Below are 12,683 nucleotides of genomic sequence, written 5' to 3' on the forward strand. Positions count from 1 at the left end.
ATGACAAAGAAAACTCTCGACGACTGGAGGGCCCTGGCCGACAAAGAGGTCAAGGGCCGCGACCTGACCTGGGAAACGCCCGAAGGCATCGCCGTGAAACCGCTATATACTGCGGAAGACACCAGCGGGAAAGGCATTGACCCCGGACTGCCCGGCTTCGGGCCCTTCACCCGCGGCGTCAAGGCCAGCATGTATGCGGGCCGTCCATGGACGATCCGGCAATATGCCGGATTTTCGACGGCGGAGGAATCCAACGCCTTCTATCGTCGCAATCTGGCGGCGGGTCAGAAGGGGCTGTCGGTCGCCTTCGATCTCGCCACCCATCGCGGCTATGACAGCGACCATCCGCGCGTTGTCGGCGATGTCGGCAAGGCCGGCGTGGCGATCGACAGTGTCGAGGATATGAAAATCCTGTTCGACCAGATTCCGCTCGACGAGATGTCGGTGTCGATGACGATGAACGGAGCGGTGATCCCGTGCCTCGCTTTCTATATCATTGCGGCGGAAGAGCAGGGCGTCTCGCAGGAGAAGCTCTCCGGCACCATCCAGAATGATATTCTCAAAGAGTTCATGGTCCGCAATACGTATATCTATCCGCCGGCACCAAGCATGCGGATCATTTCCGACATCATCGGCTATACGTCCGAGCATATGCCGAAGTTCAACAGCATCTCGATCAGCGGCTATCATATGCATGAGGCTGGAGCGACGGCGGTGCAGGAGCTGGCCTTCACCATCGCCGACGGCCGCGAATATGCCAAGCAGGCGATGGCGACGGGTCTCGATATCGACGCGTTTGCCGGCCGTCTGAGCTTCTTCTTCGGCATCGGCATGAATTTCTTCATGGAGGTCGCAAAGCTTCGCGCGGCCCGGACCCTGTGGCACCGGGTGATGACCGATCTCGGCGCTCAGTCGGAACGGTCGAAAATGCTGCGCACCCATTGCCAGACTTCGGGCGTGTCGCTGACCGAGCAGGATCCCTACAACAACGTGATCCGCACCACGATCGAGGCAATGGCCGCGACTTTGGGCGGAACCCAGTCGCTGCACACCAACGCGCTCGACGAAGCCATCGCGCTGCCGACCGATTTCTCGGCGCGGATTGCGCGCAACACGCAGATCGTGTTGCAGGAAGAAGCCGGCATTACCAAGGTCGTCGATCCACTCGGCGGCAGCTATTATGTCGAGGCGCTGACCGATGAACTGGTCGAGAAAGCCTGGGAGATTATCGAGAAAGTCGACGCCGAAGGCGGCATGGCCAAGGCGGTTGCCGATGGCTGGCCCAAGGCGATGATCGAGGAGGCCGCTGCCGGTCGCCAGGCCGCTGTTGACAAGGGCGATGCCGTTATTGTCGGGGTCAATAAATATCGGCTGCCCGAAGAAGATCCGATGGAAACGCTCGACATCGACAATGCCAAGGTCCGGCAGGGCCAGATTGCGCGGCTCGAGAAGATGCGGGCTGACCGCGATGAAGCTGCCTGTCAGGCGGCGCTCAAGGCGCTGACCGATGGCGCCAAGGGCGGCGGCAATGTGCTGGCGCTGGCGGTTGATGCCGCACGGCAACGCGCGTCGCTGGGCGAGATTTCGGATGCGATGGAAGCGGTCTTTGGCCGTTATGAAACGCAGCCAACGCCGGTCAAAGGCATTTATGGCAAAGCCTATGAAGGCGATGCCCGCTACGCGATGGTCATCGAGGGCGTGGATGCGGTTTCGCAGCGGCTTGGCCGCAAGCCGAAAATCCTCGTCGCGAAAATGGGGCAGGACGGTCATGACCGTGGTGCCAATGTCGTGTCGAGCGCCTTCACCGATATGGGCTTTGACGTGATTTCCGGGCCGCTGTTCCAGACACCCGGCGAAACCCGCGATCTTGCCTTGTCCGAGAATGTCGACGCGGTGGGCGCGTCCAGCCTTGCCGCAGGCCACAAGACACTGATCCCGGAACTGATCAACCTGCTGAAAGAAGCTGGGCGGAGCGATATCAAGATTTTTGCCGGCGGTGTGATCCCGGCGAAGGACTATGAATTTTTGCGCAAATCCGGCGTTGTCGGAATCTATGGACCGGGCAGCAATATTGTGGAATGTGCCGCGGACATATTGAGATTGCTGGGCCATAATATGCCCCCCGAAGAGGAAATTGCCGAATGAGTGACGTGATAGAGATGGAAGAAACCGGCGTGCGCAACGACTGGACCCGCGAGGAAATCGCCGCGCTGTTCGATCTGCCGTTCGACGATCTGGTTTTTCAGGCCGCGACCGTGCACCGCGTCAATCACAAGGCGGGCGAGGTGCAGCTTTCGACGCTGCTGTCGATCAAGACCGGCGGCTGCCCCGAGGATTGCGGCTATTGCAACCAGTCCGCCGGCGCAAAATCCGGCCTGAAGGCAGAGAAATTGCTCGACGTCCGCACCGTGCTGCAATCGGCGGCGCAGGCGAAAGACCGCGGTTCCTCGCGCTTCTGCATGGGTGCCGCATGGCGCAATCCCAAGAACCGCGACATGCCGGCGATCATCGAGATGATCAAGGGCGTGCGGCAGATGGGCATGGAAACCTGCATGACTCTGGGCATGCTGACCAAGGAACAGTCGGAAATGCTGTCCGAAGCGGGCCTCGATTATTATAATCACAACATCGATACCTCGCCCGAACATTATGAGAAGGTGATAACCACACGCACCTTCGGCGACCGGCTCGAGACGCTGGAAAATGTCCGCAACAGCGGTATCAACGTCTGTTCCGGCGGCATCGTCGGCATGGGCGAGACCCGCGAAGACCGCGTCGGCTTTGTCCACGCGCTGGCAACCTTGCAGAAACATCCGGAAAGCGTGCCGGTCAACGCGCTGGTTCCTGTCAAAGGCACCGTGCTCGGCGATATGCTCGCCGATACACCGCTGGCGAAGATCGACGATATCGAATTTGTCCGCACGATTGCGGTGGCACGGATCACCATGCCTGCATCTATGGTGCGCCTGTCCGCTGGCCGCGAAAGCATGAGCGAAAGCACACAGGCTTTGTGTTTCCTAGCCGGTGCCAACAGCATCTTCACCGGCGACAAATTGCTGACCACCGGCAATGCGGGTGATGATGCGGACGAGACATTGTTCGCAAAACTGGGGCTGGTTCCGATGCAAGCCGAGCAGCGGGATTGTGCGCTGGAGGCGGCTGAGTGATCTTACATTTTCGTCATGCTGAACTTGTTTCAGCATCCACCTCTCAACAATCACCGTCTGTGCTTTTCGCACGATGGACCCTGAACCAAGTTCAGGGTGACGAACTGCTGGAGTCATGTTTTGTTTAAAAAAATCCTGATCGCAAACCGCGGCGAAATCGCTTGCCGGGTCATCCGCACCGCACAGAAAATGGGGATCAAGACGGTCGCCGTCTATTCCGATGCCGACGCGCGCTCGCCGCATGTCAAAATGGCGGACGAGGCGGTGCATATCGGTCCGTCGCCTGCAGGCGAATCTTATCTGATCGCGGACAAGATTATCGCGGCCTGCAAGGAAACCGGCGCGGAAGCGGTCCATCCCGGCTATGGATTTCTGTCCGAGCGGACCAGCTTTGCCCAGCAACTGGATGATAATGACATCGCCTTCATCGGCCCGCCGATCAATGCCATCGCGGCGATGGGCGACAAGATCGAGTCGAAGAAACTGGCCGAAAAGGCTGGCGTCAGCGTGGTTCCCGGCCATATCGGCGAAATTGACGATACCGAACATGCCGTGCGCATTTCGTCGGAAATCGGCTATCCCGTGATGATGAAGGCCAGCGCCGGCGGCGGCGGCAAGGGCATGCGGCTTGCGTGGAACGAGAAAGACGTTCGCGAAGGATTTGAAGCGACCAAGCGCGAAGGTCTGGCCAGCTTTGGCGATGACCGCGTGTTTATCGAGAAATTCATCGAACAGCCGCGCCATATCGAAATCCAGGTGCTCGGCGACAAGCATGGCAATGTCATCTATCTCGGCGAACGCGAATGTTCGATTCAGCGGCGCCACCAGAAGGTCGTCGAGGAAGCGCCATCGCCCTTCGTTGACCCCGAGATGCGCAAGAAAATGGGCGAGCAGGCCGTCGCCCTGTCGCAGGCCGTGGGCTATTACAGCGCCGGTACGGTCGAACTGATCGTCGGTGCCGACAAGAGCTTCTATTTCCTCGAAATGAACACCCGTCTGCAGGTCGAGCATCCGGTCACTGAATATATCACCGGTCTCGATCTGGTCGAACAGATGATCCGCGTCGCCTATGGCGAGAAACTGCCGCTGACACAGGATGAGGTAAAACTCACTGGCTGGGCGGTCGAAAACCGCGTCTATGCCGAAGACCCCTATCGCGGCTTCCTGCCGTCGACCGGTCGTCTCGTGAAATATCGGCCACCGGAAGCCGAAGAAGGCATCCGCGTCGACGATGGCGTAGCCGAGGGCGGCGAAGTTTCTATCTTCTACGATCCGATGATCGCCAAGCTGATTACCTATGGCGAGACCCGCATCGAGGCGATTGATCGCCAGATCGACGCGCTCAACCGCTTCGAGCTGGTCGGCCCCGGTCACAATATCGACTTCCTCTCGGCGCTGATGCAGCACGAGCGGTTCCGCGAGGGCAATATTACGACCAATTTCATCGCCGAAGAATATCCGGACGGGTTCCAGGGCGCTCCGGCATCCGATGAACTGTTGTGCAATCTCGCTGCCGTCGGGGCCTTCGCCGCGACCGCCCATGCTGATCGCGCCCGCCGGGTCGATAGTCAGCTCGGCAAGCGGCTTGATCCGCCATCAGAATGGCAGGTCAAGATCGGCGACAAGATCATGGACGTCTCGATTTCCGAAGAGGAAATCATCGTCGACGGTACCGAAGTCGACCTGTCCGCCGAATATACGCCGGGCGACAGCCTGATCCTCGCCGAAGTCGCGGGAAAGCCGCTGTCGGTGAAGATCGCCAAGACCGCGAACGGCTTTGCGCTCAACACCCATGGCGCAACCCACAAGGCCCGCGTGTTGCCCGCCCATGTTGCGCAGCATGCCGTGCATATGATCGAGAAGATACCGCCCGACCTGTCAAAATTCCTGCTCTGCCCGATGCCTGGCCTGCTGGTCGCGTTGCACGTGGGCGAGGGCGAAACCGTGGTCGAGGGACAGCCGCTGGCCGTCGTCGAAGCGATGAAGATGGAGAATATTCTCCGCGCCGAGAAAAACGGCGTGGTAAAATCGGTCAACGCGGCACAGGGTGATAGCCTTGCCGTCGATGCCGTGATACTCGAGCTGGAATAAGGACGAACGCCTTGGGGAGGGTAAAATATGGCCAGTGAAGTAGCAGCGGCAGGACAGCGCGAACCGACGCAAAAGGAAATTCGTCTGGTCATCGCGGCATCCTCCGCCGGCACCATTTTCGAATGGTATGACTTCTTCATCTACGGCACCCTGTTCTACATCATCGGGCCGACCTTCTTCCCCAGCGGCAATCCGACGCTGGAAATCCTGATGGTCTGGGCGACCTTTGCCATCGGCTTCGGCTTCCGTCCGGTCGGCGCCATCCTCTTCGGCTTTCTCGGCGACAAGCTGGGGCGCAAATATACGTTTCTCGTGACGGTCACCCTGATGGGCATAGCCACCGCAGGCGTCGGTCTGATCCCGAGCGCCGAGACAATCGGACTGGCGGCCCCGCTGATCGTAATCTTCCTGCGGATATTGCAGGGTCTGGCGCTGGGCGGTGAATATGGCGGCGCGGCAATCTATGTCGCGGAACACGCGCCAACCGAGAAGCGCGGCTATTATACCAGCTATATCCAGGCCAGCGTCGCCGGCGGCTTCGTCCTGTCGATCGGCGTAATATTGGCCTGCCGATTCCTGATTCCCGAGCAGGCGTTCAACGACTGGGGCTGGCGGGTACCGTTTCTTCTCTCGATCCTCCTCCTCGTGATATCGCTGTGGATGCGGCTGAAGCTCAACGAAAGCCCGGTCTTCCAGGCGATGAAAGCGGCGGGCGAAACCGCGGGCAATCCGTTCGTAGAAAGCTTCACCTATCCCGGAAACAAGAAGCGCATCTTTGTCGCCCTGTTCGGCATCACCGGCGTGCTTACGACCATCTGGTACACTGCCTTTTTCTCCGGCATGTCCTTTCTGCGTGGGCCGATGAACATGGAGGCGCGCACCGTCGACATAATCCTGTTTCTCTCCGGTCTGATCGCCATGTCCTTCTATCTCGTCGTCGGCAAATGGTCCGACAGGGTTGGACGCAAAAAGCCAATTATTGTGGGCGCCCTGCTGTCACTGTTGCTGCTCTTTCCAGCGTTCTGGGGACTGGGCCATTTTGCCAATCCCGGCCTGACCGAAGCGGCCGAGGCCAACCCTGTCCGGGTCGAAGGCAGCGCCTGCAGCACCGATCCCTTTGCCGAGCTGTTCAGCCGGGAGCAGAGCGATTGCGGCAAGATACTGGAAACCCTGACATCAGCGGGCGTGTCCTACACGCTGGTCGATGCCAGCGATCTGAAATTGAGCGCGGGCAGCAATCCGATTGTTATTGACCCAAGCTGGCTGGAAGATGGCGCCGCCCGTAGCAGCGGCATCCGCGATGCGCTTAGCGCATATGGCTATGATTTTGCCAAGCAGCAGCCGGGTATGATCAGCATATTGGGTATTGTGGCCATCCTGCTGGTGCTGGGAGCGCTGAGCGCCTTGACCTACGGATCGGTCGCCGCCCTGCTGTCGGAAATGTTTCCGGCCAAAATCCGCTACAGTTCAATGTCGATCCCCTATCATATCGGAGCGGGCTATCTCGGCGGGTTCCTGCCGCTGATTGCCGGATATATTGTAGCGCGGTCGGGTGATATCTATGCTGGCCTCTGGTACACCTGGGTCGTTGTCGCATTTGGGGTGGTCGTGGCATGGTGGGGAATTCCCAATGATCCCGAAGCGGCACTCGACGAAACGCAATGAAGGCCGTATCGGCCAGTCGATGAGTGATGAAGTACCCATCATACCGCCGACGGCGAAGATAAGGCTCGATTCCGATGCGCTGGTGGCCAACTGGCGTGCGCTGGACAAGATGTCTGGAAAAGCGAAGGCGGGGGCAGCCGTCAAGGCCAACGCATATGGTCTGGGTGTCCGCGACGTTGTGCAAAAGCTGATGGCCGCCGGATGCACGGATTTCTTCGTCGCCAACTGGCAGGAGGCTCGGGAGATCGAATATCTGACAGCTGGCAAAGCGTCGGTGTCCGTGCTCAATGGCGTCCGTCAGGCCGATCTGCCTTTCGCACTGCAGTCCCCGGCAAAGCCGGTGATAAACAGTCTCGAGCAACTTGCGCGCTGGCGGCCGACGGGCAAGGCCTGTGACATCATGATCAACAGCGGCATGAACCGTCTCGGGATCAATCCCGAAAATCTTGAAGCGGATCATTTTGTCGGGATGGCGATCGATATCGCGATGAGCCATCTGGCATCGGCTGATGAAGACGGGCCGCAAAATGCAGCGCAACTCGATCAGTACAGGGCCGCGCTCGAAATTCTCCCGGCCAAGCGGAACAGCCTCGCCAATAGCGCCGGCATCGCGCTGGGCAGTGATTATCATTTTGACCTTACCCGTCCCGGCCTGTCGCTTTACGGCGGCGTCCAGCGTCCGGAACTCGAAGCGGTCATCGAGCAAGTGGCTATGCCGCAAGCCGAGATCATCCAGGTTCGCTCGCTTCGTGCGGGCGACAAGCTCGGCTATAACGCGCAATATATTGCAGAGGAATCGCACGATGTCGGCATATTGGCGATGGGCTATGCCGACGGATATTTGCGAGGATTTTCAAATAGCGGCATGTTCGCGGATGGCGGCATCGTGCTGCCCGTGCTGGGCCGGGTCTCGATGGACCTGATCGCAATCGATCTTACAGAAGCGCCCCAACTCAAAGAAGGCGACTGGGTCGATTGCGAATATGATCTCGGGATCGCGTCATCGCAATCCGGCTTGTCGCAATATGAACTGATTACCGGCCTCGGCAATCGGTTGGCACGCCAGTGGACATAGCCTTGTTGAACAACCGCGACCAACGCAGTTGCACAAAATGAATATGTTGCACAAAAACCCCGTATAACAACAGAAGTTGCGGCATTGCACAAATAGGTTTAGTGCTGGTGCAACATCCAATTAAAGGACGGTTAGAAATCCCGACAACCTTCAGTATTTCTAACCCCTCGGGAGCTTATATGACCAAGTCGAAGAAAAAAACTCAGGACGGCCCGATAGTCATAAAAAAATACGCTAATCGCCGTCTCTATAACACCCAGACATCCAATTATATCACGCTTGATTTTCTCGCCGAGATGACCCGCAACGATGAAGATTTTGTCGTTGTCGACGCAAAGACCGGCGATGACATCACCCATAATGTTCTGACCCAGATCATCGTCGACGAGGAAAGCAGCGGCAAGCAAATGCTGCCGGTCAATTTTCTGCGCCAGCTGATTTCCATGTATGGCAACAGCATGCAGTCGCTGATGCCATCCTATCTCGAAGCGTCGATGGACAATTTTCGCAAGAACCAGAAGCAGTTTCAGGAAGCTGTCGAAGGGGCTCTGAACAAGAACCCGCTCGGACAGATGGCGGTCAAGAACCAGAAGCAGTTTCAGGAAGCTGTCGAAAATGCCCTGAAGGCCAGCCCGCTCGCCGGCGTGTTCGAAAAGGCATTGAGCCTCGGCCAGAACAACCAGGATTCGTCCGACGACGAGCAACAAGCAGAATTGTCGGAAAAAGACATCGAAATTGTCGAATTGAAAAAGCAATTGGCGGATATCCAGTCCAAGATTGACAAGCTCGACGTCTGATAACCGGAAACCAATAATCCGCAGGAACCACTAGTGAAGAAAAATGCTCTTTCCATCACCCGCGCTGACGATTTCGCGGGATGGTACCAACAAGTAATTGCCGAAGCCGACATGGCCGAGGAATCCGGCGTGCGCGGCAGCATGATCATGCGGCCCTGGGGCTATGGCATCTGGGAACGGGTGCAATATCTGATGGACCAGCGGATCAAGGCGTCGGGACATGAAAACTGCTATTTTCCCTTGTTCATTCCGCTCAGCTATTTTTCGAAAGAGGCCGAGCATGTTGACGGATTTGCCAAGGAAATGGCGGTTGTCACGCATCACCGGCTGATCAAGGGCGAAGACGGCGGACTGGTCGTCGATCCGGAAGCCAAGCTGGAAGAACCGCTTGTTGTTCGTCCTACATCGGAAACGGTGATCGGCACCGCTTTTGCGCGCTGGGTGCAGAGCTGGCGCGACCTACCGGTGATGATCAACCAGTGGGCGAATGTGGTGCGCTGGGAAATGCGCACAAGAATGTTTCTGCGGACCACCGAATTTCTCTGGCAGGAAGGCCATACCGCTCACGCCACCAAGGCCGAGGCGATGGAAGAGACGCTGAGCGCGCTGGAAATGTACCGCGCCTTTTCCGAAGAGGTGCTGGCGATGCCGGTCATCGCCGGAGAGAAGCCGGAAAATGAACGTTTTCCCGGCGCCGATGCGACTTACTCGATTGAAGCGATGATGCAGGACGGCAAGGCTTTGCAGGCCGGCACCAGCCACTTCCTCGGCCAGACCTTCAGCAAGGCGCAGAATATCCGCTATCAGGACAAGGACGGCGAGTTCCAGTTTGCCTATACAACCAGCTGGGGCACATCGACGCGGATGATCGGCGGCGTCATCATGACCCATGGCGATGACGACGGCATGCGCGTGCCGCCGCTGATTGCGCCTTATCAGGTGGTGATCGTGCCGATGCTGCGCGACAAGCCGGAAGATGAAGAAGTGCTGGATTATTGCAAGGCGCTGGCCAAAGACATTGCCAAGCTCCGTGCCTTTGACGAGCCGGTTCGGGTGAAGGTCGACGTCACGGGGGCCAAGACCCAGACCAAGCGCTGGTCGTGGATCAAGAAGGGCGCGCCGGTCATATTGGAAATCGGACCGCGCGACATGGCCGACAACAAGGTCGCGATGATCCGCAGGGATGCGCTTTATCAGGACAGCGGGAAGCTCGACACGAAATTCCTGGCCAAGGCTGAATTCATTCCCGAAATCCCGGCGCTATTGTCCGACATCCAGACCAACTTGCACTCAGAAGCCAGAGAGCGGATGGATGGCAACGTCAAGAAGGGCGTTGAATATTGGTCGGACGTTGAACGTTTCTATGCGCCGAAGAAGAAGCATCCCGGATGGCTGGAAGTGCAATGGTGCAAGGCGACCGGCGAGGAACTAAAGTCGATAGAAGAGCGTTTGAAGAAACTGAAGCTGACGTTCCGCAACGTGCCCGTCGATGCAGCCGCCGCGGATGGCACATGCATCTTTACGGGCAAACCCGCGGTCGAGCGCATAATCATAGGTAAAGCTTATTAATGGCAGGTCCCAAAAAATCTCACAAACCGAAACAGGTTCCCTCTCGCCAGCAGATACTGGATTTTATCGAGCAATCGGAGCGGCCTGCAGGACGGCGGGAGATATCAAAAGCCTTTGGATTGCGGGGGGCGGACAAAATTGCCCTCAAGGCTTTGCTCAAGGACATGACCAAGGAAGGATTGCTCGCCGGAGATCTGGGGCGGGCCTTGCATAAGGTGGGCGGCCTGCCGAAGGTAACCGTGCTCAAGATCGTCGAGATTGACGGCAACGAAGCGATCGGCATCCCCGAAAAATGGGAAGAAGAGAGCGCTCCCGCACCAAAGATCAGGATCAAGGAAAAAGGCCGCCGCGCCGCACTGGCGATCGGCGACAGGATACTCGCTCGCACCGAAGAACGCGGGCAGGGCCATATTGCGTTTCTGATGAAAAAGCTCGCCCAGAGCAACGAGATGCTGCTCGGTATCGTCGAGAAGGATGAGCGCGACCAATATTGGCTGAAGCCGGTCGACCGCAAGATTCGTCGGAGCACGCCGATTATCGATCTGGGTGAGGCAAAGCCCGGGAACCTGGTGCTGGCCGAACCGCTCAAGCGCGGCTCCGAGGTCAAGGCGCGGGTGAAGGAAATATTGGGCGATCCGTTCGCTGCCAAATCCTTCAGCCTGATCGCCATCCACAAATTTGAAATCCCGCTGCATTTTCCCGATGCGGTGACCGAAGAAGCCGAACAGGCGACCAGGCTGGCAATTTCGAAAGAGCAGCGCGAAGACCTGCGGCACTTGCCGATTGTCGCGATCGATCCGGCCGATGCCCGCGATCATGATGACGCGATCTGGGCCGAGCCGGATGACAATCCGGATAACAAGGGCGGGTTCAAGGCGCTGATCGCGATCGCCGATGTGTCTTATTATGTCCGCTCGGGCAGCAAGCTCGACCGCGAAGCCTATAAGCGCGGCAACAGCGTCTATTTCCCAGACCGGGTCGTGCCGATGTTGCCGGAGGCACTGTCGACCGATGTCTGCTCGCTCAAACAGGGCGTCGACCGGGCGGCTCTGGTCTGTCACGTCACGATCGATGCCAAGGGGCAGGTGATCGCCTCCCGCTTCACCCGGGCAATCGTCAAGCTGACCGGCAATATCGCCTATGAAGACGCGCAGGCCGCAATGGACGGGAAGCTGGACCATCCGCTCAAGAGCAGCGCGCTCGAGCCACTGTGGGCCTGCTGGAAGCTGCTCGCCAAGGCACGCGACGAACGCGAACCGCTCAATCTCGATCTGCCCGAAAAACGGGTGGTGCTGGACGACCAGGGCAAGATCGTCGAAATCGCCATCCGCGAACGGCTCGACGCGCACCGCGTGGTCGAGGATTATATGATCGTCGCCAATGTCGCGGCGGCGCGGATGCTGGAATCGAAAAAATCTCCGGTCATCTATCGGGTCCACGAAACGCCCTCGCGCGAGAAGCTGATCGCGCTGAAGGATTATCTCAAGAGCTTCGACATGAGCTTCGCCATGGGGCAGGTGATCAAGCCTTCGGTATTCAACAATCTGATCGAACAGGTCGATGACGAATTGCTGCTGCCTCTGGTCATGGAGCAGATATTGCGCAGCCAGACCCAGGCTTATTACGGCCATACCAACATGGGCCATTTCGGCCTGTCGCTGGGAAGCTACGCCCATTTCACCAGCCCGATCCGGCGCTATGCCGACCTGATCGTGCACCGGGCGCTGGTCAGTGCCTGCAAGCTTGAACAGCCGGCACCGGAGAACAGCGCCATTCCGGAATATTCGGGACTGAGCAAGGAAGAGGCCGGGCGCCTCGAGCTGATCTCGGAGAAAATCTCCAAGCTGGAACGCCGCGCGATGAAGGCCGAATGGGAAACCATCGACCGCTATATCTCGGCCCATCTCGCGAGCCGGATCGGCGAAGTCGTCAAATGCCGGATCACGGGCGTCCAGAATTTCGGTTTTTTCGCCACCGTCGAGGATCTCGGCGGCGACGGGCTGGTGCCGGTCCGCACGCTGGGGGCCGAACGTTTCGATTATGACGAAGCCAAGCAACAGCTCACCGGCATGGACAGCGGAACCACCTATAATGTCGGCCAGAAGATCGAATTGCGTCTGGTCGAGGCCAATGCCGCGACCGGCAGCCTGTTGTTCGAACTGGCCGAGGGTGCCAACCACATGGCTGGCCGTCCCGCTCCGCGCCGTGCCGGCAAGGGCAAGCCGCATCGCAAGGGCAAACCCGGGCGCCCTGCCAACGTTCGTGGCAAGATGGGCAAGGCCCGTCGCAAGTAATTCTTGTTTGTCAGGAGGCAACCAT

8 protein-coding genes are annotated in these 12,683 nt (G+C 58.4%); all 8 read left to right on the forward strand.

All coding sequences use genetic code 11. The features are described 5' to 3' along the window. A complete protein-coding gene (gene scpA, locus HUO14_RS07965; protein WP_176279315.1) occupies positions 1-2,145 on the forward strand; it encodes a methylmalonyl-CoA mutase in 2,145 nt (714 codons plus the stop codon). Beyond that, positions 2,142-3,167, forward strand: a complete 1,026-nt coding sequence (bioB, locus tag HUO14_RS07970; protein WP_176279316.1) for a biotin synthase BioB — start codon at positions 2,142-2,144, stop codon at positions 3,165-3,167. The genes scpA and bioB overlap by 4 nt, the downstream gene beginning before the upstream one ends. 120 nt (positions 3,168-3,287) lie before the next feature. Beyond that, positions 3,288-5,258 (forward strand): acetyl-CoA carboxylase biotin carboxylase subunit, encoded by a 1,971-nt coding sequence (locus HUO14_RS07975; RefSeq protein WP_176279317.1) that lies wholly within the window; start codon positions 3,288-3,290, stop codon positions 5,256-5,258. Between the two features lie 27 nt (positions 5,259-5,285). Continuing rightward, positions 5,286-6,923, forward strand: coding sequence for an MFS transporter (locus HUO14_RS07980; RefSeq protein ID WP_176279318.1), 1,638 nt, complete (start codon positions 5,286-5,288; stop codon positions 6,921-6,923). After that, positions 6,889-7,998 (forward strand): alanine racemase, encoded by a 1,110-nt coding sequence (gene alr / locus HUO14_RS07985; RefSeq protein ID WP_335647338.1) that lies wholly within the window; start codon positions 6,889-6,891, stop codon positions 7,996-7,998. Before HUO14_RS07980 ends, alr begins: the two co-directional genes overlap by 35 nt. 179 nt (positions 7,999-8,177) lie before the next feature. Next, positions 8,178-8,795, forward strand: coding sequence for a polyhydroxyalkanoate synthesis repressor PhaR (gene phaR, locus HUO14_RS07990; protein WP_176279319.1), 618 nt, complete (start codon positions 8,178-8,180; stop codon positions 8,793-8,795). A gap of 33 nt (positions 8,796-8,828) precedes the next feature. Next, on the forward strand, positions 8,829-10,364 hold the full coding sequence (proS, locus tag HUO14_RS07995; RefSeq protein ID WP_176279320.1) for a proline--tRNA ligase: 1,536 nt from the start codon (positions 8,829-8,831) through the stop codon (positions 10,362-10,364). Further along, a complete protein-coding gene (gene rnr, locus HUO14_RS08000) occupies positions 10,364-12,658 on the forward strand; it encodes a ribonuclease R (RefSeq protein WP_176279321.1) in 2,295 nt (764 codons plus the stop codon). The genes proS and rnr overlap by 1 nt, the downstream gene beginning before the upstream one ends. Positions 12,659-12,683: the final 25 nt, after the last annotated feature.

Origin of the sequence: Parasphingorhabdus flavimaris (assembly GCF_013371215.1) — a bacterium.
Lineage (GTDB): Bacteria > Pseudomonadota > Alphaproteobacteria > Sphingomonadales > Sphingomonadaceae > Parasphingorhabdus > Parasphingorhabdus flavimaris.